Origin of the sequence: Streptomyces sp. CLV115 (assembly GCF_038448545.1) — a bacterium.
Classification (GTDB): domain Bacteria; phylum Actinomycetota; class Actinomycetes; order Streptomycetales; family Streptomycetaceae; genus Streptomyces; species Streptomyces sanglieri.
In genome coordinates this window covers 1-26,964 of the sequence record NZ_JBCEWQ010000124.1, presented here as the reverse complement: position 1 = coordinate 26,964, position 26,964 = coordinate 1, and the positions used below count along the sequence as shown (strand labels likewise).

General features: G+C 71.1%; 19 protein-coding genes. 12 read left to right on the top strand and 7 right to left on the bottom strand.

Annotated elements, in window-relative coordinates; all coding sequences use genetic code 11:
* Nucleotides 1-250 precede the first annotated feature (250 nt).
* Both AADR41_RS31255 and AADR41_RS31250 read left to right on the top strand, forming a co-directional pair.
* On the top strand, nucleotides 251-1,036 hold the full coding sequence (locus AADR41_RS31255) for an ABC transporter ATP-binding protein (RefSeq protein WP_342284951.1): 786 nt from the start codon (nucleotides 251-253) through the stop codon (nucleotides 1,034-1,036).
* The gene (locus AADR41_RS31250) at nucleotides 1,036-3,603 is read left to right on the top strand and encodes an FtsX-like permease family protein (protein WP_342284950.1); all 2,568 of its coding nucleotides are present in this window, start codon (nucleotides 1,036-1,038) and stop codon (nucleotides 3,601-3,603) included. Before AADR41_RS31255 ends, AADR41_RS31250 begins: the two co-directional genes overlap by 1 nt.
* A gap of 170 nt (nucleotides 3,604-3,773) precedes the next feature.
* On the opposite strand, the gene AADR41_RS31245 is transcribed toward AADR41_RS31250, so the two are convergent.
* Nucleotides 3,774-4,784 (bottom strand): TauD/TfdA family dioxygenase, encoded by a 1,011-nt coding sequence (locus AADR41_RS31245; protein WP_342284948.1) that lies wholly within the window; start codon nucleotides 4,782-4,784, stop codon nucleotides 3,774-3,776.
* 230 nt (nucleotides 4,785-5,014) lie between these two features.
* Here AADR41_RS31245 and AADR41_RS31240 point away from each other — a divergent pair, with 230 nt between their 5' ends.
* A complete protein-coding gene (locus AADR41_RS31240; RefSeq protein ID WP_342284947.1) occupies nucleotides 5,015-5,854 on the top strand; it encodes a 4'-phosphopantetheinyl transferase family protein in 840 nt (279 codons plus the stop codon).
* A complete protein-coding gene (locus AADR41_RS31235; RefSeq protein WP_342284946.1) occupies nucleotides 5,851-6,384 on the top strand; it encodes a hypothetical protein in 534 nt (177 codons plus the stop codon). Before AADR41_RS31240 ends, AADR41_RS31235 begins: the two co-directional genes overlap by 4 nt.
* A gap of 35 nt (nucleotides 6,385-6,419) precedes the next feature.
* Here AADR41_RS31235 and AADR41_RS31230 read toward each other — a convergent pair whose 3' ends face one another.
* Nucleotides 6,420-8,237 (bottom strand): AfsR/SARP family transcriptional regulator, encoded by a 1,818-nt coding sequence (locus AADR41_RS31230; protein WP_342284944.1) that lies wholly within the window; start codon nucleotides 8,235-8,237, stop codon nucleotides 6,420-6,422.
* A 220-nt stretch (nucleotides 8,238-8,457) separates the two neighbouring features.
* Between AADR41_RS31230 and AADR41_RS31225 the strand changes: the two genes are divergently transcribed.
* Nucleotides 8,458-9,111, top strand: coding sequence for a cutinase family protein (locus AADR41_RS31225; RefSeq protein ID WP_342284941.1), 654 nt, complete (start codon nucleotides 8,458-8,460; stop codon nucleotides 9,109-9,111).
* A gap of 90 nt (nucleotides 9,112-9,201) precedes the next feature.
* Here AADR41_RS31225 and AADR41_RS31220 read toward each other — a convergent pair whose 3' ends face one another.
* The 3 genes from AADR41_RS31220 to AADR41_RS31210 all read right to left on the bottom strand — a co-directional run bounded on the left by AADR41_RS31220 (nucleotide 9,202) and on the right by AADR41_RS31210 (nucleotide 11,244).
* Nucleotides 9,202-10,254: a BTAD domain-containing putative transcriptional regulator gene (locus tag AADR41_RS31220; protein ID WP_342284939.1), complete on the bottom strand. Its 1,053-nt coding sequence runs from the start codon at nucleotides 10,252-10,254 to the stop codon at nucleotides 9,202-9,204.
* 120 nt (nucleotides 10,255-10,374) lie between these two features.
* Nucleotides 10,375-10,734: a VOC family protein gene (locus AADR41_RS31215; RefSeq protein ID WP_342284937.1), complete on the bottom strand. Its 360-nt coding sequence runs from the start codon at nucleotides 10,732-10,734 to the stop codon at nucleotides 10,375-10,377.
* Nucleotides 10,735-10,758: 24 nt separating this feature from the next.
* Entirely contained in the window at nucleotides 10,759-11,244 is a 486-nt protein-coding gene (locus AADR41_RS31210) for a winged helix-turn-helix transcriptional regulator (RefSeq protein ID WP_342284935.1), read from the bottom strand.
* 107 nt (nucleotides 11,245-11,351) lie between these two features.
* On the opposite strand from AADR41_RS31210, the gene AADR41_RS31205 reads away from it, so the two are divergent.
* Entirely contained in the window at nucleotides 11,352-12,626 is a 1,275-nt protein-coding gene (locus AADR41_RS31205) for an MFS transporter (RefSeq protein ID WP_342284933.1), read from the top strand.
* Between the two features lie 32 nt (nucleotides 12,627-12,658).
* Entirely contained in the window at nucleotides 12,659-13,321 is a 663-nt protein-coding gene (locus AADR41_RS31200) for a lysophospholipid acyltransferase family protein (protein WP_342284931.1), read from the top strand.
* A 208-nt stretch (nucleotides 13,322-13,529) separates the two neighbouring features.
* Here the strand turns inward: AADR41_RS31200 and AADR41_RS31195 are convergent, their stop codons facing one another.
* Complete coding sequence (locus AADR41_RS31195; RefSeq protein WP_259933495.1) at nucleotides 13,530-13,742, bottom strand: DUF5988 family protein; 213 nt, start codon at nucleotides 13,740-13,742, stop codon at nucleotides 13,530-13,532.
* A 112-nt stretch (nucleotides 13,743-13,854) separates the two neighbouring features.
* Complete coding sequence (locus tag AADR41_RS31190; RefSeq protein ID WP_342284929.1) at nucleotides 13,855-15,360, bottom strand: DHA2 family efflux MFS transporter permease subunit; 1,506 nt, start codon at nucleotides 15,358-15,360, stop codon at nucleotides 13,855-13,857.
* Between the two features lie 184 nt (nucleotides 15,361-15,544).
* Here AADR41_RS31190 and AADR41_RS31185 point away from each other — a divergent pair, with 184 nt between their 5' ends.
* The 5 genes from AADR41_RS31185 to AADR41_RS31165 all read left to right on the top strand — a co-directional run.
* Nucleotides 15,545-16,003: a MarR family transcriptional regulator gene (locus tag AADR41_RS31185; RefSeq protein WP_342284928.1), complete on the top strand. Its 459-nt coding sequence runs from the start codon at nucleotides 15,545-15,547 to the stop codon at nucleotides 16,001-16,003.
* Between the two features lie 117 nt (nucleotides 16,004-16,120).
* The gene (locus AADR41_RS31180; protein WP_342284927.1) at nucleotides 16,121-16,900 is read left to right on the top strand and encodes a thioesterase II family protein; all 780 of its coding nucleotides are present in this window, start codon (nucleotides 16,121-16,123) and stop codon (nucleotides 16,898-16,900) included.
* Between the two features lie 22 nt (nucleotides 16,901-16,922).
* Nucleotides 16,923-17,735, top strand: a complete 813-nt coding sequence (locus AADR41_RS31175; RefSeq protein WP_446751137.1) for a metallophosphoesterase family protein — start codon at nucleotides 16,923-16,925, stop codon at nucleotides 17,733-17,735.
* A 123-nt stretch (nucleotides 17,736-17,858) separates the two neighbouring features.
* Nucleotides 17,859-20,465 carry a LuxR C-terminal-related transcriptional regulator gene (locus AADR41_RS31170; protein WP_342284925.1) on the top strand — a complete coding sequence of 869 codons (2,607 nt, stop codon included), beginning with the start codon at nucleotides 17,859-17,861 and terminating at the stop codon, nucleotides 20,463-20,465.
* A gap of 115 nt (nucleotides 20,466-20,580) precedes the next feature.
* Nucleotides 20,581-26,964: type I polyketide synthase (locus tag AADR41_RS31165; protein ID WP_342284924.1), on the top strand; the 6,384-nt coding region annotated here is incomplete at its 3' end.

Sequence of the window (26,964 nt, the reverse complement as noted above, 5' to 3'; positions counted from 1 at the left end):
GGGGCCCGAACCCATGTCCGGACCCCGGGCACCCCCACTCCCCGGAGTCCCGGTGGCCGTCACCGAACACAACACACTCACACCGGCACCGCAGAACCACCACGACAGCAACCGGCCGGCCAACTGCACCGAAAAGACACGAAGTAGATCGAATATAGAAGTACGGGCCACGCTCGATCCGATGCCATATACGCTCGAAAATCATCCCCTTGAGACCCGGAACCGCACTATGGAGAGGACAGGTCGCAACATGGTGACCGAGACGAGCCGCCCTTCCCTCGACAACGGCTACAACACGGTCAACCGGGGGCACGCCCTGCGTCTGGCCGACGTGACCAAGGTGTACGGCAAGAACGGCCGTGGCGTGCGTGCCCTGGACGGGGTCTCCGTGGGGATCGAGCGCGGCTCCTTCACCGCGGTGATGGGCCCGTCCGGCTCCGGCAAGTCGACGTTCCTGCACTGCGCGGCCGGCCTTGACAAGCCGACCACCGGCCAGTCCTACATCGGGGACACCCAGCTCAACGACATGAACGAGACCCAGCTGACGAAGCTGCGCCGCCAGCGCATCGGCTTCGTCTTCCAGGCGTTCAACCTCATCCCGTCCCTGTCGGTCCGTCAGAACGTCGAGCTGCCCCTGCGCCTCGCCGGCGAGAGCCTCGACAAGAACTGGCTCGACGAGATCCTCGGCCGCGTCGGCCTCGGCGGCCGGGCCGCCCACCGGCCCGCCGAACTCTCCGGCGGCCAGCAGCAGCGCGTCGCCATCGCCCGCGCCCTCATCACCCGGCCCGACGTCATCTTCGGCGACGAGCCCACCGGCGCCCTCGACACCGTGACCGCCAAGGAGATCCTCTCCCTGCTGCGCTCCTGCGTGGACGAGACCGGCCAGACCGTCGTCATGGTCACCCACGACCCGGTGGCCGCCTCGTACGCCGACACCGTCCTCTTCCTGGCCGACGGCAAGATCGCCGGACAGATGGAATCCCCGACCGCCGACCTCGTCGCCGAGCGCATGACACACCTGGGAGCGTGGGCCTGATGCTGCGCTATGCACTGCAGACCCTCAAGGCCAGGAAGGGCGGCTTCATCGGCGCCTTCCTCGCCCTGTTCTGCGCCGCCGCACTCGTCACCGCCTGCGGCATCCTCCTGGAGACCGGACTGCGCGGCACCATCGCCACCGAGCGCTACGCCGCCGCCCCGGTCATCGTCGGCGCCGACCAGAACGTCCACCAGACGACCATCAAGAAGAAGAAGGGCAAGGTCAAGGAGAAGCACAAGGCGAAGCCACTGGCCGAGCGGGTCTGGCTGCCCGAGGCCACCACCGCGAAACTCGCCGCCTTACCCGGCGTCCGCAAGGCGGTGCCCGAGACGAACTTCCCGGCGTACGCGGTCGGCCCCCAGGGCCGGATCGTGCCCGGCATCGACGGCAAGCCGTCCTACGGCCACGCCTGGTCCTCCGCCGCACTGACCCCGTTCGAACTGACCGACGGCAAGGCACCCACGGGCGCCACCGAGGTCGTCCTCGACCGGGAACTCGCGGACCGCACCGGCCTCAAGACCGGCAGCAGCCTCGTCGTCCAGTCGACCGGCGCCCCCATGACGTACAAGGTCAGCGGCATCGCCGCGGCGAAGGACGGCGACCTGCACCAGCAGACCTCGCTGTTCTTCTCCGACGAGACCGCCCGCAACCTCTCCGGACGGCCCGGCCAGGTCACCACCGTCGGCCTGATGCCCAAGGCCGGCGTCTCCGCCGACGAGCTCGCCGACCAGGCCGAGAAGGCCCTCGCCGGCGACGGCCGCAAGTACGCCGTCGCCACCGGCGGAGAGCGCGGACCCATCGAGTTCCTCGACGCCGGCAAGGCCCGGGTCAAGCTCGTCTCCATGGGCGGCGCGATGGGCGGTACGTCACTGCTCGTCGCGATCCTCGTCGTCGTCGGCACCTTCGCGCTCTCCATCCAGCAGCGCTACCGCGAGCTCGCCCTGCTCCGCGCCATCGCCGCGACCCCCAAGCAGGTCCGTCAGCTGATCGGCCGCGAGGCCCTGATCATCGGCGGCCTCGCGGGCGGCCTCGGCTCGGTCGCGGGCCTGCCCATCGCGTACTGGCTGCACAGCAAGTTCATCGACTTCAAGGCCATCCCCGACACCCTCGAACTCACCTTCAGCTTCGTGCCGTTCGCCGCGGCCGTCGGCGCCGCCCTGCTCGGGGCGTGGGTCGCGGCCCGCATCTCCGCCCGCCGCACCGCCCGCATCCGCCCGGCCGAGGCACTGTCCGAGGCATCCATGGAACAGCGCCACTTCGCATGGGGCCGGCTCGGCGTGGGGATGCTCGTCCTGGCCCTCGGCATCGGTGTGGTCGTCCTGCTGGGCTTCCTGCGCACCGAACCCGCCTCGCAGCCCGTCACGTTCCTGTCCGTCGTGGTCCTCGCCGTCGCGGTCTCGCTGCTCGGCCCGGTCATCGCCCGGATCGCCGTCGCGATCCTCGGGATCCCGCTGAAGTTCTCCCGCGTCGGCGGCCACCTCGCGACCGCCAACGCCCGCGCCAACGCCAAGCGGATGGCCGCGGCCGTCACCCCGCTGGTCCTGCTCATCGGCATGGCCTGCACCGTCCTGTTCGTGCAGACCACCATGGGCGACGCCGCCTCGGCCCAGGCCAAGGCGGGCAACAAGGCCGACTGGGTGGTCGCCTCGAACGGCCCCGGCGTCCCCGCCGAGGCGACGCAGGCGCTGCGCGCCGTACCCGGCGTCACCGAGGTCACCGAGATCGTCCGGACCCAGGTCCGCGTCGGCCTCGACAAGTACCCGGCGCAGGGCATCTCCGCGCAGGGCCTCACCACGAACTGGGATCCGGACGTCTCCAAGGGCAGCCTCAAGGGCTTCGGGGACAAGAGCATCGCGATGAGCGACGTCTCTGCCGACCACCTCGGCAAGAAGCCCGGCGACACGCTCAAGGTGACGCTCGGCGACGCCACCGTGGTCCAGCTGAAGGTCGCCGCCGTCTACGAACGGGGCCTCGGCTTCGGTGACCTGACCATGTCGCACGACCTGGTCGCCCAGCACGTCGACAACCCGCTCGCCTCCTCCGTACTCGTCAAGACGGCCGGCGACGGCAAGGCGGGCCGCGAGCAGCTGACCGGAGCACTCAAGCGCTTCCCGGGCATCGGCGTCCTCGACCGCACCCAGGTCGACGACGTCCAGGCCGAGGTCCAGCAGTCCAACGCCGAGGTCAACTACCTCGCGATGGGCCTGATCATCGCGTTCACCGCGATCGCCGTGGTCAACACCCTGGCCATGTCGGTCTCGGACCGCACCCGCGAGTTCGCCCTGCTGCGGCTCGTCGGCACGACCCGCCGCCAGGTGATGTCGATGCTCAGGATCGAGTCCGCCCTGATCGTCCTGGTCGCCGCGGTGCTCGGCACGGCCATCTCGCTCGCGGTGCTCACCGCCTTCAGCGTCGGGATGACGGGCGCCGCCCAGCCGTCCGTCGACCTGCCGATGTTCCTCGGCGTACTCGGCTTCGCCGCGGTGCTCACCGCGGTGGCGACGCTGGTCCCCGGCCGCGTCGCACTCGGCGGCCGCCCGGCCGACGTCATCAGCGCCCGCCAGTAGCCGGACGCACCACGCCAAAACCCCAGGGGTGTACGGGAGTTCAGCTCCCGTACACCCCTGATCGCTGCCCGCGTGCGGTGTCTGCGAACGGCCGAGGGGGCCGGCCCCCAGTGCGGGAGCCGGCCCCTCGGCCTGCCCGGCTGATACGGACGTCGCGTGCGTGGCCCCGCTCAGCCCAGGACCGCGCCGCCGCCCACCCGGTCCACCCGGCTGCGCCGGTGGTCCAGATGCGCGTACACCCGGTGCAGCCAGCGGTCCGCACCGTCGTAGGACGGGGTGAACGACGTACGGCCGTGCACCGCGAGGCGGTTGTCGACGACCGCCAGGTCGCCGACGCGCAGCGACAGCGCCGACATCGTCTCCATGAACGCGCTCCGCAGCTCCGCCATGGCCTGCCGGGCCTCGTCGTCCAGCGGATGCGTGGCGGAGAAGTCCACCAGCACATTGGGGTCCTCCGGGTCGCCGTTCAGCACCGCGTGGGCGGGCGTCACGCTGTCCAGGGCGCCGAAGGACGGCGGCGGCTCGGTCAGGAACCGCGGCTCGCCGAGCACCGTCCGCGCCTTCTCCGAAAGCAGTGGAAGCGCCCGGCGGATGGACGACGTGCACAGCTTCGCATCGCCCGTCGGGTCCTCCCGCACACACAGCAGACCCACGAAATCCGGACGGTTTTCATGGAATGCGTTTTCGATGTGGAGTTCCAGAAGAACAGATCCCGCATTGCTCTGCGAGGCCTCGCTCCCCGGAACCGGAACGACATTCTGAACCAGCGCACCGGACTTTTCGTTACGGAATGCTATGACCTCCCCGAGATTCAGCATCGCGGTGGTGACGACCGAAGCGGCGACCGTGGGAACACGCTCCACCGACCCCTTCACGGCCGGCGTGGGAAGCAGCGGGTCGTCCGCCACCACCGGCAGATTGCGCAGCAGCAGGACCCCGTCGGGGCCCGCGTCGTGACGGAACGCGCGCAGCGCCGAGAGCAGCCTGCGCGGAAGCCGCACGGAGGCGTCACGCGCGGCGTCCAGCCAGCGGAGATCGTCGATCCTGCCGTCCGCGACCCCCTTCGGGGTCAGCTGCTCGGCGACGGCGACGAGTGCGTTCTGCTCGGCCTCCGTCAATTCCACGACGGTGCCGGCCGCTGCTGCCGAAAGCGGCAGGGAAAGCGTATGGGTCTCGGACATGTGGACATCCTCGGGTCGGTCGGAAATTACCGTCCAAGTCTCCGGGGACGTGCTATCGCGACCCTACGGGGAATTCGCACCCAGGCACATATAGACGGCCCGTAGCCGCCGGGCGGACGATCGCACCGTGGCATTTCTGTCCGCACGGCAGTCCGTGCGGAGCCGGAGGCCACGGAAAACCCACGAGAGGTCGGCAAGGACCGTCGAGGAACAAGGAATGGGGGCAGTCCATGGCGTTCGTACCCGGAACACCGAAGAGCACCGGGACGCAGCAGCCTTCCCGGGCAGCGCCCGGGGCACCGGATCTCGCCGGTGCGGCCCACGTCTGGTGGTGGCAGCCGCCAGAGCGGGTCGTTCCCGACGACCTCGCGCTGCTCGGCACCGACGAGTTCCACCGCGCGCTCACCCTGCTGGCCGAGCGGGACGTGGCCGCCTTCGTACACACCAGGGCCGGGGCGCGCCGCGCCCTGTCCGAACTACTGCTGGTGGCACCGCAGTCCATCGAGCTGGGGCGTCGGCAGTGCCCCGGCTGCGGGGACTTCGGGCACGGCCCGCCGCTGATCGAGCGCCCCGAGGTGCCGTGGGCGATCAGCCTCTCCCGCACCGCGGGCTGCGGCGTCTTCGCGGTCGGTGACGGACCCGCCATCGGGGTCGACGTGGAAGCCGTCCGGCCCATGCGTCAGGCCTCGCTCTACGACTCGGTGCTGACCGACAACGAACGCGCCCATCTGGTGTCGCTGCCGCCCGGACCGGTACGCGACGCGGGGTTCCACCGTGTCTGGACGCGCAAGGAAGCCGTCGTGAAGGCGGCCGGTCTGGGGCTGGTGGGCACCGCGCTGAACCGGCTGGAGACCTGGCCGGCCCGGCACGGCCCGGTCCGCGTACTGCACACGCACTCCGGCCGCACCACCGTCTGGTCGGTCCAGGACCTGCGGCTCAACGACCGGGTCGCCGCCGCCATCGCCCGCCCGCCCGGCGGGGCCCCGCCCGGACCCGTTCACATCCACTCCGTAGTCGGCCCGCCCGAGGGGGCCGACGCACCCGACACCGAAGGAGACCGACCGTCATGACGACGCAGCCACTGGACACCGCCCCGATGGCCCCGACCGCTCCGGCTCCCCGGACCGGCATCACCGGACAGCTCGACGACACCGAACTGACCGGCTACTTCGCCGAGCTCGCCGCCGCCGTCGAGCAGGCGGACCCCGGGCCCGCCGCCCGCGGCGGCTGGGAGGAGCGCGAGCGCGTCCGGGTCTCCGTCTGGGTCCGCACCGCCTACGAACACCCCCTGTCCGCCGCCGTGTTCGGCCGGCCCGTCGGACCGGTCGCCCACGAGGTGCGGGCCGGTCAGGCCGCCGAGCTCGGCTTCCGGATCGACGTCGGCAGGGGTCGCGCCGTACCGGCCAAGCCGTCCGCCGAGGTCCGGGCCGTCGCCGCGGTCGCCGCGATGTGGGCGGTCACCGCGACGGCCTTCGGCCCCGCGGCCCGGCCGCCCCGCGAACGTGTCGTCGCCGACGCGTGGACCGTGGTCCGCGAGACCATCGCCCCCGCGCTCGTCCCCGAGATCCCGACGTACTCCTGGACCCGCGGAACGTGGTGACGGCACGGACGACGGCGACTCCCCGGCCACCGCGGTCACCCGACCGCGGTGGCGCTGTCGTGCGCGGTGGCGGCCGGGTCCGCCGCGTCCAGCGACGCCGCGTACAGCAGGACCAGTTCATGGCACCGGTACAGCGGCAGCCCCTGCGGATCGAGGCCCGAGAGATCGAGCAGCGCGGTGTCCACCAGCGACTCCAGCACCCGCTCGGCCTCGTCCTCCGACACCGCGAGACGCACCGAGGCGTCCCGGGCCGAGAACGGCTCCGTACCGGCACCGGACAGCGCCCGGAGCGCCGACGGACCCCCGTCGGCCATCCGCCGCACCGACGGCAGCAGCGCCCCGCGCACATCCAGATCACCGAACGACAGCTCGGCGAGCCGCTCCGCCGGATCCGCGAGCCGGGCCGCGAACCGGCGGGCCGGCCACGACGGCCGCGCCGCGAGCCGGGCCCCCACCACGGCAAGCGCCAGCGGCAGCCCCCCGCAGTACGCGACCAGGTCGTCGGCGGAATCCGGGTCGTCCCTCAGCCGCTCCGCACCGGCTCGGGCAGCCAGCACCGCCAGGGACTCGTCGTCGTCCAGCGGGGCGAGGGCCACGGTGTCCGCCCCGGTCACCCGGGCCAGCCGGGCCCGGCTGGTGATCAGCACGGCCGCCTGCGGGCTCGCGGGCAGCAGCGGCGCCACCTGGAGGTCGCCGACCGCGTCGTCGAGGACGACGAGAAGCCGCTTGCCGGAGGTCCGAGCCCGGTAGAGCCGGACCAGTTCGTCGCGGTCGGCGGCGCGCGCGGAGCCACCGTCGAGACCGGGCTCGCCCAGCGCCCGCAGCAACCGCACCAGCACCTCGCCGGCGTCCTTGGGCGTGCCGTCCTGATCGCACAGTTCGGCGAAGAGCTGGCCGTCGGGGAAGTGCCCGGCGCTCTCCTCGGCGGCGCGCACGGCGAGCGCGGTCTTGCCCACCCCGGCCATTCCGGTGACCAGCAGCCGCCGGGGCCGGTTCGTGCCGGCCGCCAACCGCGAGGTCAGCAGGGAGAGTTCCGCGGACCGGCCGACGAAGCCGTCCTCCGCGGCCGGAAGCATGGTGGGTACATCGGACCGCCCCCGCGCTGCCCCTGCACCTCGCAACCCCAACTCCCCGCCCAGCACGGCCTGGTACGTCGCCCCGAGCGCCTCGCCCGGGTCCACCCCCAGCTGATCGACGAGCACCTTGCGCCCCTCGTAGTACGTCTGGAGGGCATCGGCCTGCCGCCCGCACCGGTACAGCGCGGTCATCAGCTGGGCGCGCAGCCGCTCGCGTACGGGATGCTCGGCGACCAGGCCCGTCAGCTCGGCCGTCACCTGCTCGTGCATGCCCAGCGCGAGATCCGCCTCTATGCGGTTCTCCAGCGCCAGCATCCGCGCCTCCTCCAGCTGCGGCAGCTCCGCCTCCAGAAGGAACTCGGTCACGTTCGACAGGGCCGGACCGCGCCACCACCCGAGCGCCTCGGTCAGCAGCGCCTGCGCGTCGGCGAAACGCCGCTCGCGCAGCGCCTCACGGCCGAGCCGGTCGAGCCGCTCGAACTCGACGACGTCGATCCTGGCCCCGGGCGCCCGCAGCACGTAACCGGGCTGCCGCCGCACGATCTCGACCTCGTCACCGAGCAGCTTGCGCAGCCGCGACATGTACGTATAGATCTGCGCGCTCGCTGTGACCGGTGGATCCCACCCCCACAGCAGCGCGCCGAGTCTGGAGTCCGAGACGACCCGCCCGTGTGCGAGCAGCATCGCGGCAAGGACCGTGTGCACCTTGGAACCGGACAACGCGATCCAGTCCCCGTCACGCCGGGCCTCCACCGGCCCGAGAATCCGGAAGTCCATGCGGCAAACCCCTTTCAGGTCTGAGCCTCCTGCATGAACTCCGAAGTTAGGCGGCGCCCTTATCCATGGGTTATCGCCGACGGCCGGACGCCGATACCGCCCGCCGGAGCCCCGTTTCATCGCGATGTCATCGAGCGCTGGCACTGTCTTCGATGACCCGGGCCGACCGCGTACCGCACCGGAATGCGGCCGTGCCGGCCAACCACATGGGGAGGACGGAATGCGAACAAGAAGGATCGCGGCCGCGGCAGCCGGTCTGCTGCTGACCGCCGGGCTTTCGGTGGCACAGGGGACCGCGGCGCAGGCGGCGGCGCCGTGCGAGGGCACCTACACGATCGTCGTCGGGGGCACGGGCAGCTCCTGGAACAACGACGGCTTCTACGGCAACATCCAGCAGCACGTCGGGTACCCCACCACGATCCCCAACGGCGCGAGCGCCCGTGCGGGCGTCAACGAGCTGAACCGGCTGGTCCGCGACCAGCGGGCGGCCTGCCCCGGCCAGCACGTCAAGATGGGCGGGTATTCGCTGGGCGCCGCGGTGGTGCACATCTGGGTCACCGAGAACTGGCAGACCTTCGACAACGTCAACGCCATCCTCATCGCGGACCCCAAGCGCCAGGGCAACCCCGGCGCCAACGGCGGATCCGTGCCGTTCGGCGGGATCGTCGGAGCACCGCTCGCCGGTGCCGACAAGTTCTTCGGCAACGTGCCGGTCAAGACCATCTGCCACTGGGACTACGTCTGCGACGAGTCCGCCGGCATCTGGACGTACCCGGCCAACCACGTCAACAACTACCCCGAAGACTTCAACATGGACCACCACAACGACGGCGCCAACGAGCAGTGGTACAACGGCGCTTGGTACCCCGCGTAGCCGTATTCACCGACGCGCTTCACCATCTGCCGGTGGCCGGGGGACGACCGGCCACCGACAGATGGTGATCTCCCACCAACGCCCGGGCTATCACGGCGTGATACCTCTGAGCCCGGCCTCGTCCCCACGCAGGATCATCTGGCACGTCCGCCGCAGCATCCGGCCGGGACGAACCCCCAGGTCATCGGCCAGCCGGCGGCGGGCACGATCGAACACGGTCAACGCGTCGGCCTGCCGGCCACCGCGGTAGAGCGCACGCATCAGCATCGCCGCCACCGACTCGTTCAAGGGATGCGCCGCGGAGCAGGCGGACAGCTCGGCGATCGCTTCGCAGTACCGGCCCAGCCGCAACTGCCACTCCGACTTCCGCTGCACCACGGCGATCCTGCGCTCGGTGAGCCGCAGCCGCTCCAGCTCGGCGAACGGACCGGGCAGACCGGCCAGCAGCTCCCCGCGGAACAGCCCCAACGCCCGGGTGCACAGCCGGACCGCCTCCGCCGTCTCGCCCGCCCGATCGGCCGCCGAGGCATCGGCGACCAGCGCCTCCATGCGCGCCACGTCCACCTCGACCCCGCCGGCGGACAGCCGGTAGCCGCACCGGTCGTGCTCGATCACCGAATCCGGGCCGCCCCCGGGGCGCAGCGTCTTGCGCAGCCGGTAGATGTACACCGGCACCACGTTCGTGACCGGCGGCTCCATCCCCCACACCCCGTCGAGGAGTTCCTGCTGACTGACCGTCCGACCCGTGCACAGCGCCAGTGCCGCCAGCACGGCCTGCTGGCGCAGATGCCCCGGATCCAGGGCCCGCCCGCCCAGCCGCACCTCCAGCGGTCCGAGCACGGAGATCTCCACCCTCGGCCCGCCCGCCGACCGCACCACCGGGCCCGCCGCCTGCGGACGGGGACCGCAACCGGGCACGACCAGGCCGCAGTCGAAGGCATGGACGACGGCGGCGGCCCGGTCGCGCAGCCCGAGTTTCACGAGGATCCGCGCCAGGTGCCCGGCCACGACGTCCTCGGAGACCGCGAGAGCGGCGGCGATCTCGTCGTCCCGCAGACCGCAGCCCACCGCGTGCAGCACCTTGCGCTCCTGCCGTCCCAGCGCTGCGGCGGTCGGCCGGCGGGTCGTGACGGTCGTCGGCATCGCTGCTCCCCGGGCTCCGGGCTGGTCGTTCTGGCGGGCGCCGTCGAAAAGGTAAGGGCGGGAGCGCCGGACGAGGCATCCGGAACGATCCGGAGTGACACGTGCCGACGCTCCTGCGGCCTACGGCCCCTCGATGCCGACGACGGTCCCGAACGGATCACGCACCTGGGCGATCCGCCGCCCCGGCCCGACCACCAGCGGACCCCGGTGATGCTCGCACCCGGCCGCCAACAGCCGCTCCCGCACCCGGTCGACGTCCGCGACCCCCCAGTACACGACCGGGCTTCCGCCACGCGGATTGCGCTCGTCGTCGGCGGGGTGGAACCCGATCTCGACCCCGCCGGTCTCCACCCAGGCGTAGACGTCTCCGGCATCGCTGACGTCCACCTGCACGGGGGCGTCCAACAGCTCTCCCCACCAGCGGGCCGAGGCCTCGGGATCCAGGGCGAACGTCATCACGGTACGAACGCTGTCGAACACGACCCACCTCCAAGGTGAGCCATCCTACGAATCCCGGCCCGGCGGGCGGTGGGGTGTCGTGGTGCCGTCGAGCTTGGTGACGACCGTCTCCTCCGGGGTGAGGGGCCGGCCGTCGTGCGCCCGGACCTCCAGCGGGAGCAGGGGGAGGCCCTGGCGGCGATCGGTCAGTTCCGAATGGGGTTCGCCGGGTTCGAAGAACCGAGCCTCGCCCCACTGACGCAGCGCGACGATGACCGGGAAGAGCTCCCGGCCCTTCTCCGTCAGCTCGTACTCGTGGTGCGCGCCGCCGTCGGGCGCCGACACCGACTCCAGGATCCCGCCCGCGACCAGGGTGCGCAGCCGGGCGCTCAGGATGTTCTTGGCCACCCCGAGACTGCGCTGGAACTCGCCGAAGCGCCGGCTCCCGTCGAAGGCGTCGCGCACGATCAGTAGCGACCACCAGTCGCCGATCGCGTCGACCGACCGCGCGACCGGGCAGTCGCTGTCGTCGAACCTGGTCCGCTTCACCACGACGCTCTCCTCTGCGGTCGATCGTCCACTCCATGGTTGCAACATGCTACCAGTCACCTCTACGGTCGCTGGTAGCAACATGCAACCGAACTGCTGGAGGGTCCACCATGCACCAGGCGACACCCGCCGCCGCACTGCCCCGCGGCGCCACCGCACTGTTCGCGGTCGCCTGCGGAACCGCGGTCGCCAACGTCTACTTCGCCCAGCCGCTCCTGGTGGCACTCGGCAACGAGTTCGCGATCGCCCCGGCGGCGCTCGGCGCCGTCGTCACCCTCACGCAGATCGGGTACGGCCTCGGCCTCTTCCTCATCGTTCCGCTCGGCGACCGGCTCGACCCCCGGCGCCTGATCACGGCACAACTGCTCCTGCTGGCCGCCGCGCTCCTCTTCGTCGCGACCGCGACCAGCAGTGCGGCACTCCTCGCCGGGATGGCCTCCGTGGGGCTGCTCGCGGTCGTGACGCAGTCCCTCGTCGCCTGCGCCGCCTCCTTCACCGAGCCCGCCCGGCGCGGCCGCGTCGTCGGTACCGTCACCAGCGGCGTCGTCACCGGCATCCTGCTCGCCCGTACCGTCTCCGGACTGCTCGGCGACCTCGCGGGCTGGCGCTCGGTCTACCTCACCTCGGCGGTACTGACCTGCGCGGCGGCCCTCGCCCTGTACCGCGTCGTACCCCGGCGCGACACACCGGCGCCCACGCTGGGATACGGGCGCCTGCTCACCTCCACCGTCCGCCTGTTCACGCGGGAACGCCTGCCGCGACTGCGCGCGCTGTTCGCGCTCCTCGTCTTCGCCGCGTTCAGCACCCTGTGGAGCAGCGTCACCCTGGTCCTCAGCGATCCCCCGATGTCCCTGTCGTCCACCGCGATCGGCGCGTTCGGACTGCTCGGCGCCGCCGGAGCGCTCGCCGCGAACGTCGCGGGCCGGCTCAACGACCGCGGCCACGCGAACCGGACCACCGGCATCGGCCTGGCCCTGCTGACCCTCTCGTGGCTGCCCCTCGCCCTCACCCGGCAGTCGCTGTGGGCCCTCGCGGCCGGAGTGGTCCTCCTCGACCTCGCCGTACAGGCCGTGCACGTCACCAACCAGAGCCTGATCCACGCGCTGCACCCCGAGGCGGGCAGCCGGCTCATCGGCGGCTACATGGTCTTCTACTCGATCGGCAGCGCGGTCGGGGCCCTCTCCGCGACAACCCTGTACGCCACGGCGGGCTGGAGCGCGGTGTGCGTGCTGGGCGCCGGATTCAGCGGTCTCGCACTCGTCATCTGGGCACTCACCGAGAGGGGCTCCGCCCACCCGGGCGGGCGGAAGGGGGGCTCCGCCCGCCCGGCCGGGAAGATGAGTACGACGACTCACGACCCGGCCGACGCCCGCCCCCGAGGATGAGGACCAACATCGTCGAGACCGGGAGACCGTTCATGCTCAGCCGCATCGCCGACGTCCTGGTGCCCGCCGTCGGCCGCCTCACGGTGACCACCGACCCGGGCACCGAACTCGCGCCCGGCAGCATCGTCGCCGCGAACCACACGTCCTTGGCCGATCCCGCGATCGTGACCGCCGCTTTGCACCGCCTCGGCGCCGAGCCGGTCATCATGGCGGCCGCGGGGCTGTGGCGCGTCCCGGTGCTCGGCCGTGCGCTCGCCCGCGAAGGACACATACCCGTCGTCCGCGGAGACCGGCGCGCCGCGGCCGCGCTGGATGCCGCGGCGGAAGCCCTGGAACGGGGCCGGCTGGTCCTGATCTACGCCGAAGGGGGCCTGCCCCGCCGCAGGGACGCCGCGGAAGCGGCCCCCGGTGCCTTCCGCAGCGGCCTGGCCCGGCTCGTCGAACGCACCGGCGCCCCCGTCGTACCCGTGGGCCAGGCCGGGGCCCGCCGGATCACCTCGGGCAGCACCGCCAAGCAACTCGCCGGCCTGCTCACGGCCCCAGTGCGCCGACCGGACCTCCACGTACACGTGGGCGCGCCACTGGAGTTGACCGGCGACCGCGCCGTCCGTACGGCACGGGCCCGGACCGCGGTGACCACCGCGTGGCGCACGGCCGCCGCCCAGCTGCGCGAGCCCGCCGCACTCGCCGCGTAGCCCCCGGGAGCGGCGGTCCGGCAGCGACGCCCGCCCGCCCGGCTCTTGCGTTCCCGCCCGGTTCTTGCGTTCCCGCCAGTGCGGACAGCGGAGGGCAGCGGTCCGGGACGCTGCCGGGCCGCTGCCTGATGGATCGTTCCGTGTTGTCGGCCGACGCCGACCGGTTCCGGTCGCGCCCGGCCTGTCCGGCCTGTCCGGCTGGTCCGGTCTACTCGGCGACGTAGGTGCAGCCGCTCCAGGCGAACACCTGGAGCTCTCGGTTGCCTTCGACGACGGTCTCGTCGGTCGGCTCGAAGTGCTCGTACCGGTTGCCCGAAAGTACCTTCACCTTGGAGTTCGTGTTCGCGATGTAGCGCACGCGGTCCTCCTCGTGGATGAGGAACGTAGGACCACCAGTGAGAATGACGTTGGGATTCTCCATGACTGCCGTCTCCTTCGGCGCAGGTGCGGATTGTTCGGAAGTCCTCATTGCTTCGGCTTGGCAGTAGGGGTGCTTCGCTGCGCGCAGGATCGGTGGTTGCTCTAAAGCTCGTCTAAAGCGTTTTCCCGTCCGCCGGTCCCGTCGTGGCGCCCACGGCCCGGCCGGTCCCGGCCCCGGCGGGAGCGGCGGCAGGGGTCGTGGCCGGATCGGTGGCCGGTGTGCGGGACTTGGTGTGGTTACGGATCAGGAGGCAGGCGAGCAGACCGACCATCAGTACCGAGATGGGCAGGGCCACGGTGCTGTGCAGAGTGGAGAGGAAAGCGGCCGAGTAGGTCTGGCCGGCCGAGATCCCGGCGGAGAGCTGTCCCTGCACGAGGGCGCCGACAGCGGCCGCGCCGATGACCGAACCGATCTGGCGGACGGTGTTGTTGACACCGGAGGCGGCTCCGGCGAGCTGGGGCGGGATGTTGCGCATGGCCTCGGTGGACATCGGGGCGACGATGCATCCGACGCCGAGCCCGGTGAGCAGGGTGGCGGGGACGAAGGCGTACCAGGAGGTCGCGGGGCCGGCGATCAGGGCGATGGCGAGGATGCCGGACGCGTACAGGGCCAGTCCGGTGATCATCAGGTACTTGCCGCCGATCCGGTCGGACATGCGCCCGGCGAACGGGCCGAGTGCCATCGACACCAGGGAGGACGGGGCCAGCACCAGACCGGCCTTCATCGCGCTCATGTGCAGGACGGACTGGAGGTAGAGGTTGAAAGGCAGCACCAGCCCCAGCATGGCGATCGAGACGAGTCCGACCAGCACGGTCATCATGGTGAAGTTGCGGTCCTTGAAGAGCGCGAAGGGGACGAGCGGCTCACGGTCCTGCCGGCCGCGCTGGTGCAGCAGGAACCCGACGGCCAGAGCCGCGCCCGCGGCGAGCAGCGTCCAGATGCCCGGGCCCCACTGGTAGCGCTCGCCCTCCTGGAGGCCGAATGCCAGGCAGAACAGGGTGGCGGTGGCGAGGAGAACGCCCATCAGGTCGAAGCGGTGGGCGCGGGCGGGGCGGATGTCGGGGACGAGCAGGAACGTGAGGACGAGCGCGGCGATCCCGATCGGTACGTTTACCAGGAAGATCCAGCGCCAGCCCACGGCCGAGACCAGGATGCCTCCGAGGGTCGGCCCGGACAGGGTGGCCAGGCCCGCGACCGTGCCCCAGATGCCCAGTGCGGAGCCGCGCCGCGAAGCCGGGAAGACGGACACGATCAGGGTCATCGTCTGCGGTACGAGGAGCGCGGCGCCCAGCCCCTGTACTCCGCGGGCGGCGATCAGGGCCGCTGCGTTCGGGGCGAATCCGCAGGCGACGCTCGCCAGGGTGAAGACGACCAGGCCCGCGGCGAACAGGTTGCGCGGACCGCGCATGTCGCCGAGCCGGCTCGCGGTGATCAGTAGCACGGAGAGCGTCAGTGCGTAGGCGCTGACCACCCACAGGGTCTGGTCGAGCGAGGCGCCCAGGCCGTTGATCATGTCGGGGATCGCGATGTTCACGATCGTCAGGTCCAGCAGGGTCATGAAGAACCCGAGCGAGAGCGTCACCAGGACTGCCCAGGGGTTCCCGCGCCACTTGAGCACGACCGTCTCCTTCTTCCGTCGATGGCCGGTGTCCCGGCGTCTGCTTCGAAGCTAACCCATCTTCTTAGATGTATCAAGATAGATGTATCGAAGTAGTTGCATCTTCGGAGATGCATTCTTGAGAGATGCATCTTCGAGAGATGCATCTCTGGAAGATGCATCTAAAGCGATGTAACCTGGCGGCATGGATGGAGTAGAGCTGTTCCTGCTGGGGCGAACCTTGATGAAGATCGGGGAGGGCGCGATGCCCGAACCGGAGGGCGGCGCGGCCCGCTACGGCGGTGGTGTGCGTTCGGTCCTCATCGTGGTGAGCGACCTGGCCACCCACCCCGACAGCGCGGTCGGCGAGATCGCGGCCCGCACCGGCCTTCCGCAGAGCCAGGTATCCACCGCGGTGGCCCGCCTGAAGGAAGCCGGTGCCGTGGTCACCAACCCCGACCCCGCAGACCGCCGCCGCCTGCTGGTCCGGCAGTCCGCCCGCCCCTCCGACCGGATGGCCCAGGTCAGGGCGACCTCCATCGAGGGCGCACTGGCCGACGCGCTCGACGACGATCCCGAGCGGCTCAAGGAAGTCACCGAGGCCCTGGACGTGCTCGCCCGACACCTCTCCCCGCAGGCCAGGTCCCGCAAGCAGACCTCCTGACGGATCCGTTCCCGGGGCGGACGCGACCACCGCCTCGGACGATCCCGCCGCGCCCACTCCGCCCGGCCCCGGCGCGCACAAGCCCCGCTTAACCGGGAAGAGCTAGCTTTCCGGCACATGAGCATCCACGAGACCGAAGCAGAACTGTGGATCCGGCGCTTCCACCCGGCTCCCGAGAAGCCGATCAGGCTCGTCTGCCTGCCGCACGCGGGCGGCACCGCCTCCTCCTTCTTCCGCTACTCGCAGGTCCTGGCGGCGACCGCGGACGTGCTCACGATCCAGTACCCGGGGCGCCAGGACCGGCGGCACGAACCGCCACTGACGACGGTGAGCGCCCTGGCGGACCGGCTCCACCGGGTGATCGCCCCCTACCACGACCGTCCGCTGTTCCTCTTCGGCCACAGCATGGGCGGCGTCCTCGGCTTCGAGCTGGCCCGCAGGATGGAGCGCGACGGCCGGCCGCCCAGCGGTCTCATCGTCTCCGGGCGGCGCGCCCCCGACATCTACGCCGCGGACAATGTGCACACCCGCGGGGACGAGGCGCTGATCGCGGAGATGAGCACCCTCTCGGGCACCGACCCGGGGGTCCTCGCCGACGAGGAGATCCTGCGGATGGTGCTGCCCGCCATGCGCGCCGACTTCAAGGCGATCGAGACCTACCGCTACCGGCCGGACGGGTCGCAGCCGGCCCTCGGCTGCCCGCTGAGTGTGCTCACCGGGGAGTCCGACCCGCGCGTCAGCCTGGAACAGGCCAAGGCATGGCGGGAGTTCACCAGCGGCCCCTTCACCTTCCGCAGCTTCCCGGGCGGACACTTCTTCCTGACCCCGCAGCAGGACGCCGTCACCGCGGCGATCGCCCAGGACATGGCCCTGATCTCCCAGCCCGCCGCCCACTGAACCCGTGGCGCACGGGAAGCTGCTGGCCATCAGTGACCTGCACGTCGGATACCCCGAGAACCGCCTCGTCGTCGAAGGGCTGCGGAGCACGACCGATCAGGACTGGCTGATCATCGCCGGTGACATCGGCGAGCTGGTGTCGGACATCGAATGGGCCGTGCGACTGCTGGGCGAACGCTTCGCCAAAGTGGTGTGGACACCGGGGAACCACGAACTGTGGACCCCACCCGACGACCCGGTGCAGCTGCGGGGCGAGGAGCGGTACCAGCACCTGGTGTCGCTCTGCCGGGCCGCGGGCGTCGTCACCCCGGAAGACCCCTACCCCGTGTGGCACGGCCCCGGCGGACCCGTGCTCGTCGCCCCGCTGTTCCTGCTGTACGACTACACCTTCCGCACCGGTACGGCCCGGAACAAGGAGGAGTCGCTGGCCCAGGCGTATCGGAGCGGCGTCGTCTGCTCGGACGAATTCCTGCTGCACCCCGACCCGTACCCGAGCCGCGAAGCGTGGTGCCGGGAACGCGTCATCGCCACCGAACGGCGGCTCCAGGAGATCGACCCCGAGCTGCCCACCGTACTGGTCAACCACTTCCCGCTGGTGCGCGAGCCGACCAGGATCCTGCGCCATCCCGAATTCGCCCAGTGGTGCGGCACCGTGCGCACCTCCGACTGGCATCTGCGCTTCCGCGCCCGGACGGTCGTCTACGGCCATCTGCACATCCCCCGCACCAGCTGGTACGACGGCGTGCGCTTCGAAGAGGTGTCGGTCGGCTACCCCCGCGAGTGGCGTACTCCGGGCCATCCCCGCACCGTTCCGCGCACCGTCCTCCCCACCTGAAAGACTGCCCACGCCCCATGCGTCCGGCCTGCGGAACGGGCCCGGGGCGAACTTGCTGCCCCGCAGGTTGTGGCCACCGATTCCCGGCTCCCGACCGCCCGGAACGTACATAACCTGCTGCTCATGACGCTGTTGAGCCGAGACGCCGAACGGACACAGCTCGACGGCGCGCTGGCCGCCTGCATGCGGGGCGACACCGGCATCGTGCTGGTGGAGGGCGCCGTGGGCTGCGGCAAGTCCGCCCTGCTGCGACACTGCGCCGACGCCGCGCAACGCCACGGAGCCGCGACCGTGCGCGCCGCGTACCCGGACTGCGCCACGGACCTCGCCACCGCGGTCGGCGACGTCCCCGAGCGAACCCCCGTGGTCGTCTGCCTCGACGACATCGACCAGGCGGACGCCGCGTCCCTGGGCCGGCTCACCGCATGGGTGCGCACCACGTCCCACACCACCCGCGCCGGCGGGCTGCTGCTCGTACTCACCGCGGCCGACGCCCCGTCCCGTGACGCGGGGCTGGACACCGAACTGCTGAAACACCCCGCGTACACAAGGATCCGTGTCGGTCTCCTGGACCGCCCCGCGACCGCGGCACTGGTGCGTCAGCACACCGGTGCACCGGTCGCCCGCGCCGTGGCCGACGGGCTGCACCGCATCAGCGGCGGGAACCCCCTGCTGCTGCGCGCCCTGCTCTCCGAACCAGGACACGTACCCGAGCCGGGCGGCCCCTTCTCGCGCGCGGTGCTCAGCTGCCTGGAGCGCTGCGGTTCGGCCGCCCCCCGCCTGGCACGGGCGCTCGCCGCCCTCGGGGACAGCGCGACCCCGGAGCGCGTCGCGAGCGTGCTCCGCATGACACCCACCGAGGCCGCCCGCACCCTGACCGCGCTCCGGGCCACGGGCCTGGCCCTCGGCGAGCGGCTGCGGCACGCCGCGACAGCCGCGGCGGTACTGGACGGCATGGACCCGACGGAACGCGAGGAACTGCACCGGCGGGTGGCCCGCGTCCTTCACGCGTCCCGGGCCGAGGCCGCCGTCATCGCCGACAGCCTGCGGGCCTGCGGCGGCATCGACGACTCCGACAAATCCGGTGACTCCGGCAGCTGCGGCAGTTTCGGCAGCTCCGGCAGCTCCGGCAGCGACTGGGTCGTACCCGTGCTGCGCGAGGCGGCACAGCAGGCCATGGCGGTCGACGAACCCGAACGTGCCGCCGCCTGTCTGCAACTCGCCCACGCGTCCTGCGCGACCGACACGGACGAGCCCGCACGCGATGAGATCATGCTCCAACTCGCCGCCCTCACCTGGCGGTTGAGCCCGGCGGCGGCAGAGCAGCATCTGGAGGAGCCGCTCGCCGCCCTGCGCGCCGGACGGCTCGGCGCCGCCACCGCAGGACATCTCGCGAGACTCCTCGTCGCCCAGGGGTGCATCGAAGAAGGCGCCGAAGCCCTGAGCCGTACGACAGGCACCGACGCGCTGCGGGAACTGTTCGCGCTGCCGCCGGGCGGGAGCCACCCCACCCCGCCCGGCGGAGAACACCTGAGCGCCTGCGCGGCGCTGTGGTCCCACCCCGGTCACCAGGACGACGCGAAGGACGCCGAGCGATTCCTCGACGGCGCCCCGGCCGCACAGGGCACCCACGAAGCCCTGGCCCAGGCCGTGCGGACACTCGTCCACACCGACCAGCCGCGCAGGGCCGCCGAATGGTGCCGACGCCTTCAGGAACAGGCCGCCCGGCACCGGGCCCCCGGGCTCCGGGCCATGTACGGCACGCTGCACGCCGAGGCACTCCTGCGCCTCGGTGACCTCGCGGGCGCCGAACGGGAGGCATCCACGGCGATCGGGGCGGTCGCCGGCCGAGGAGGCCACTTCCGGTCCGCGCCCGTCGCCGTCCTCGTCATGGCACTCACCGACATGGGCCGGTACGACGAAGCGGCACGGCACCTCGAACCCCTCGTGCCGGAGCGCACCCTGGCGACGGTCCACGCTCTGCCGCTGCTGCGCGCCCGCGGACGGTACTTCCTGGCAACACACCGCGCCGAGGCGGCGCTGGGCGAATTCCTCGATCTGGGCCGCCTCGCACGGCGCTGGGACCTGGACCGGCCCCGCCAGCACCCCTGGCGCACCGACGCCGCCGAGGCGCTGCTGCGGCTGGGCAGACACCAGGAGGCCACGGCGCTGATCGCCGAGCAACTGGCCCTGCCCGACGCGACGGGCGCCCGGCTGCGTGGTGTCGCGCTACGCCTCCGGGCGGCCACCGAGACGCCCCGCGAACGGACCCGGCTGCTGACCCGGGCGGTCGCCGAACTGCGGGGCAGCGGAGACCGGTTGGAACTGGCGCGCGCCCTCGCCGACCTGGGCCGCGGCTTCCAGACACTGGGTGAGGGAACGCGTGCGGGCTCCGTGGTGCGACGCGCCTGGGGGCTGGCCGCCGACTGCGGGGCGGCACCGCTGTGCGAGAAGATCCTGCCGGGTCAGGATCCGGGCACGCCGGGCTCCGCGCGCGGCACGGTCGGTGTGGACAGGACCGGTCGGCTGAGCGGATCGGAACGGAAGGTCGCCGCGCTGGCCTCGGCCGGATACACGAATCGCGAGATCGCGGCCGAGCTCTTCATCTCCACCAGCACCGTCGAACAACATCTCACCAGGATCTACCGCAAGTTGCACATATCCCGGCGTCGTGACCTGCCGCTGGACCTCGAATTCGACACCTGCGAATCCGCCCCCCTCCGGTCGTGACCGGAACACGGCTCAGCAGCCCCGCAAGAAGGGCTTTAGGCCTGCTTGTGAGGGTGGCCGACCGGATTGGGCGTAGGCGCGGGAACTCCACCCAACGTGTGATTTCTGCGTGTTGATGAAACGGAGACCGGGCATCGTGCTTTCTGAATCTGACATGCCGCAGAACGAACCGATCGCAGTGGTGGGCCTGGCGTGCCGTTTCCCGGGCGGAGAGAGCCCGGAAGCCTTCTGGGACCTCCTGGTCGCGGGCGGTGACGCGGTCGGCGAGGTGCCGGCCGACCGATGGGACGCGGCGGCCTTCCACGACACGGATCCGTCGGCGGCCGGGAAGACAGTCGCGCGGCGTGCCGGATTCCTGTCGCGGGTCGATGGCTTCGACGCGCGTTTCTTCGGGATCTCGCCGCGTGAGGCGGCGGCGATGGACCCGCAGCAACGACTGGTGCTGGAGCTCGCGTGGGAGGCGCTGGAGAACGCGGGGCTGGTACCCGGGGCGCTTTCCGGTTCCTCGGCGGGTGTGTTCGTGGGAGCGATGGCCGACGACTACGCGACGTTGTCGCGGCGCGCCGGTGCGGAGGGGATCGGAGCGTTCACCTCGACGGGTCTGGCCCGGAGCGTGATCGCCAACCGGGTGTCGTATTTGCTGGGGTTGCGCGGGCCGTCGTGGGTGGTGGATTCGGGTCAGTCGTCGGCCCTGGTGGCGGTGCATCAGGCGTGTGAGGCGTTGGTTCGGGGTGAGGTGGGCTGGGCGCTGGCGGGTGGGGTGAATTTGATTCTGGCGCCGGAGTCGTCGGTGGCGGTGTCGAAGTTCGGTGGGTTGTCGCCGGATGGTCGGGCGTATGTGTTCGATGAGCGGGCGAATGGTTATGTGCGGGGTGAGGGTGGCGGTCTTGTTGTTCTGAAGCGGTTGGCGGATGCGGTTGCTGACGGGGATGACGTGGTCTGTGTGATCGCGGGTGGTGCGGTTGCGAATGACGGGGGTGGTGAGGGTCTGACCGCGCCGAGTGCGGAGGGTCAGGTGGAGACGCTGCGGTTGGCGTATGCGGATGCGGGGATTGCCCCGGCTGATGTGGATTATGTGGAGTTGCACGGTACGGGTACTCGGGTGGGTGATCCGGTGGAGGCGGTTGCGCTGGGTCGTGTGCTGGGGTGTGCGGAGGGTCGTTCGGGTGCGTTGAGGGTGGGTTCGGCGAAGACGAATGTGGGGCATCTGGAGGGTGCCGCGGGGGTTGTGGGGCTGGTCAAGGCGGCTTTGGCGGTGCGGTATCGGCGGTTGCCGGCGAGTTTGCATTTCCGGGTTCCGAATCCGGGGATCGATCTGGAGTCGTTGAATCTGCGGGTGCAGACGGAGTTGGAGGACTGGCCGCACGATGGTGTTGATCGTGTGCCGGTGGTGGGGGTGTCGTCGTTCGGGATGGGCGGTACGAACTGTCATCTCGTGCTGACGGCCGGGCCCGAACCGGTCGATGGTGGTTCCCCGGCCACAGCTGTTCCGGGGGTTGTGCCGTGGATACTCTCCGCCAAATCAGCAGACGCGCTCCGCGAACAGGCCCAGAACCTGGCCGGGTTCGTGAAGGACCGGACGGAAACGGAAGCCGGTGATGTGGGGTTTTCCCTGGCGACGGGGCGGTCGGTGTTCGAGCACCGTGCGGTGGTGCTCGGCAGTGACCGGGAGGAGTTGCTTGCGGGTCTGCGGGCCCTGGTGGAGGACCGGCCCGTCGCGGATGTGATCCGTGGCCGGGCCTCGGATGCCGTTGGTGTGGCGTTGCTGTTCTCGGGTCAGGGCAGTCAGCGTGCGGGGATGGGCCGTGAGCTGTATGAGGCGTTCCCGGTGTTCGCGGCGGCGTTCGACGAGGCCTGTGTCTTCCTGGACCGTGAGCTGGGCCGGGAGCTGGGCCAGGGTTCGGTGGGGTCGTTGCGGGACGTGGTGTTCTCCGGTCCCGACAGCGAGGCTGCGGGTTTGCTGGATGAGACGGTGTTCACGCAGGCCGGTCTGTTCGCGGTGGAGTCGGCTCTGTTCGCGTTGGTGTCGTGGCTGGGAGTGCGTCCGGACGCGGTGATGGGGCATTCGGTGGGTGAGATCACGGCGGCCTGGGCGGCCGGGGTGTTCTGTCTGGAGGACGCGTGTGTCCTGGTCGCGGCGCGGGGGCGTCTGATGCAGGCGGCCCGTCCCGGTGGTGCGATGGCCGCGATCGCCGCACCCGAGAGCGAGATCACCGACCACCTCGCCTCCTTCGGGGGGCGGGTGTCGGTGGCCGCGGTCAACGGGCCCGCTGCCGTCGTGATCTCGGGTGATGCGGATGCCGTGACCGAGATCGCGGACCACTTCCGCGGGCAGGGCACCCGTACGAAGCGTCTGACGGTGTCGCACGCCTTCCACTCCTCCCACATGGAATCGGCTGCTGCGGCGTTCGAGGAGGCCCTGGCCGGGATCGTCTTCCATGAACCGTCCCTGGCGGTGGTCTCCAACATCACCGGTGCCATGGCCGAACCCGGCACCCTGACCACCCCCGCCTACTGGGCCCGGCACATCCGGGCGGCGGTCCGGTTCCACGACGGCATCGAGGCTCTCCATACTCATGGCATCACCACTTTCCTGGAGCTGGGCCCCGATCCGGTTCTGACGTCTTTGGTCCGTGATGCTCTGGACGGCTGGAGCACTGTGGTGGCGGCGTGTGTGTTGCAGAGGGACAAGGGTGAGGTCCGGACGGTGCCGCGTGCGCTGGCGGCGGTGTTCGCCTCCGGCACGGAGACCGACTGGTCCCCGCTCCTCGGAGCCGGCCGCCGCATCGCTCTGCCGACCTATCCGTTCCAGCGCAAGCGGTACTGGATCGACACCCCCGAACTCACCGGCACCCCCAACCCGGCCGGTGCCGTGGCCGCCCGACCGGCTCCCGGCCTCACCGACCACGACGAGATTGAGGCGGACGGCGACGAGGTGGACACGGCCCTCGGGGAGTGGGCACAGAAACTCCGATCCCTGACCAGCAAAAAGGGCGACCAGCTTCGACAGAAGCTGATCACCGATCTGGTATGCCGTCACACGGCGCAGATCCTCGCGTACGAGAGTGCCGAGGCAGTCGATCCGACCCTGCCGTTCCGTGACCTGGGCTACAACTCGCTGACGTCGGTCGAGCTGCGCAGCCGGCTGGCCGCCGACCTGGGCATAGCCCTGCCGTCCTCCCTCGTCTACGACTACCCCACCCCCGAGGTGCTGGCCCGGCACATTGTGCGGGACCTGGTGAAGGCGCCCGACCCGCACGCTGTCGATGCCGTGCTCTCCGGTCTTGACGACTCCTCCGACGAACCCCTTGCCGTGATCGGAATGGGGTGCCGCTACCCGGGCGGTGTGACCTCGCCCGAAGACCTGTGGCGCCTGGTCACCTCCGGTACGGACGCGATCGGGGAACTGCCCGAGGACCGTGGCTGGGACCTGAACGATCTGTACGACCCGGAGCGGGGCCTGTCGGGCAAGACGTACGCCCGCCACGGCGGGTTCGTGTACGACGCCGACACCTTCGATGCCGAGTTCTTCGGCATCAGCCCGCGCGAGGCCCAGGCCATGGACCCCCAGCAGCGGCTGCTGCTGGAAACGGCCTGGGAGGCCCTGGAGCGGGCCCGGATCGTGCCCGGTTCATTGCAGGGCAGCCGAACGGGTGTGTTCGTCGGGGCGATGACGCAGGAGTACGGCCCGCGGCTCTACGAGTCGGCCGCCGGATCGGAGGGCTATCTCCTGACGGGGACGACGGCGAGTGTGGCGTCGGGTCGGATTGCGTATTCGTTGGGTCTTGAGGGGCCGGCGGTGACGGTGGATACGGCGTGTTCGGCGTCGTTGGTGGCGTTGCATCTGGCGGCGCAGGCGTTGCGCAGTGGTGAGTGTGGGTTGGCGTTGGCGGGTGGGGCGACGGTGATGGCGTCGCCGGGGATGTTCGTGGAGTTCTCGCGGCAGCAGGGGTTGTCGGAGGACGGGCGGTGCAAGGCGTTCTCGTCGGACGCGGACGGCACGGCGTGGGGCGAGGGTGCCGGGGTGGTGGTGCTGGAGCGGTTGTCGGACGCGCGGCGCAACGGTCATCCGGTTCTGGCGGTGCTGCGGGGGAGTGCGGTCAATCAGGACGGTGCGTCGAATGGGCTGACGGCTCCGAATGGTCCGTCGCAGCAGCGGGTGATCCGTCAGGCGCTGGCGAACGCGGGTCTGACGGGTGCGGACGTGGACGTCGTGGAGGCGCACGGTACCGGAACCAAGTTGGGTGATCCGATCGAGGCGCAGGCGTTGCTGGCGACGTACGGGCAGGAGCACACGGCCGAACAGCCTTTGTGGCTGGGCTCGTTGAAGTCGAACATCGGCCACAGCATGGCCGCTGCCGGTGTCGGCGGCGTCATCAAGATGGTCCTCGCGATCCAGCAGGGGACACTGCCGCGGACCCTGCACGTCGACGAGCCGACCGGTCACGTGGACTGGGAGTCGGGTGCGGTTTCCTTGCTGACGCAGGAGCGTTCCTGGCCGGAGCTGGAGCGTCCGCGCCGGGCCGCGGTTTCCTCGTTCGGCATTTCCGGCACGAATGCGCATCTGATTCTGGAGCAGGCGCCGGTTGAGGTGGACGGGGAGTCGCAGGAGGCTGTCCCCGTGGCCGGTCCGGTGCCGTGGGTGTTGTCGGCCCGGAGCACGGCAGCGCTGCGAGAGCAGGCAGCCCGGCTTGCCGGGTTCGTCACCGACCGGCCGGAGCTGGATGCGGCCACGGTCGGTTCCGCGCTGGTGCACGCCCGTACCGCTTTCGATCACCGGGCGGTCGTCGTGGGCACCGACCGCGACGAACTCCTGCGGGCCGTACGGGACCTCGCCGACCCGGACACTCCCGTGCAGGGGGCTGTCGCCCCGGGCCGGACCGTGTTCGTCTTCCCCGGGCAGGGCTCCTACTGGGCAGGCGTGGCAACGGGCCTGTACGCCGACTCTCCGGTGTTCCGGGCGCGGTTGGAGGAGTGCGCGCGGGCGCTGGCGCCGTTCGTGGAGTGGGACCTGCTGGACGTGCTGCTCACCGAGGAGGGTGCCGGGCTCCTGGAGCGGGTGGACGTGGTCCAGCCGGCTCTGTGGGCGGTGATGGTGTCGCTTGCGGAGCTGTGGCAGTCCTACGGGGTCGTTCCGGACGCGGTCGTGGGGCACTCGCAGGGCGAGATCGCCGCCGCCACCTTCTCCGGCGCCCTGTCTCTGGAGGACGCCGCCCTGGTGGTGGCGCTCCGCGGCCAGGCGATCGTCGAGATCGACGGGCAGTGCGGCATGCTCTCCGTCGCCCTGCCCGTCGACCGGGTACGCCCCCGTCTGACGCTCCGGCCCGACGACCTCGAAATAGCCACCATCAACGGGCCGTCGTCCACCGTCGTCTCGGGAACCTCCGAGGGACTGGACGAACTGGCCGGGGTGCTGGAGGCCGAGGGAGTACGGGTTCGCCGCATCCTCACGAACTACGCCTCGCACTCCCGGCACGTCGAACCGATCCATGACCGGGTGACCGAACTGCTCGCCCCGATCGGCCCCCGCACCTCCGACACCGTCTTCTACTCCACCGTCCAGGGCGAGCCCATCGACACCGCCGTGCTCGACGCGGACTACTGGTACCGCAACATGCGGCAGACCGTGGAGTTCGAGAAGACCACCCGGGCACTGCTCGCCGACGGCTTCACCACGTTCATCGATTGCGGCGCGCACCCCGTGCTCTCCATCGGGATGCAGGAGACCTTCGCCGACGCCTCCGCGGCGAACGCCCTGGTCGTGCCGTCGCTCCGCCGGGGCGAAGGCGGCCTCGAACGCTTCCTGCGCTCGCTCGGCCAGGCCTGGGAACACGGCGTGGACATCGACTGGGGTCGGGTACTTCCCCCGACACACCAGCCGGTGGAACTGCCCACCTACGCCTTCCAGCGCAGCCGGTACTGGCTGGAGCCGGCCCGGCAGACCGCAGATGTGTCCGCCGCGGGCCTCACCGCCGCCGAGCACCCCCTGCTCGGCGCGGTCGTGGGAATCGCCGGCACCCGCTCCTCGGTGCTCTCCGGACGTTTGTCCCTGCAGACGCATCCGTGGCTGGCCGATCACGCGGTGGCCGGGACGGTCCTGCTGCCCGGTACCGCCTTCGTCGAGCTGGCCCTGCGCGCCGGCGACGAGACCGGCTGCGACACCCTCGAAGAGCTCGCCCTGGAAGCACCCCTGACCCTGCGCGGCACGGGAGCCGTGCACCTGCAAGTGGCCGTGGAGCCCTCGGACACCACGGGCAGGCGCGCCATCGCCGTGTACTCCCGGCCCGAGGAGGCCGGTGACGACGACGAGGCGTGGACGCGCCATGCCACCGGCGTGCTGGCCCACGGTTCCACGCAGTCCGTCGCCCCCGTCCCGGATGGTGTGGGGGTGTGGCCTCCGGTGGGTGCGGTGCGGGTTGATTCGTCGGGGTTGTACGGGGCGTTGGCGGTGGCGGGTTATGAGTACGGGCCGGTGTTCCAGGGTGTGGAGGCGGTCTGG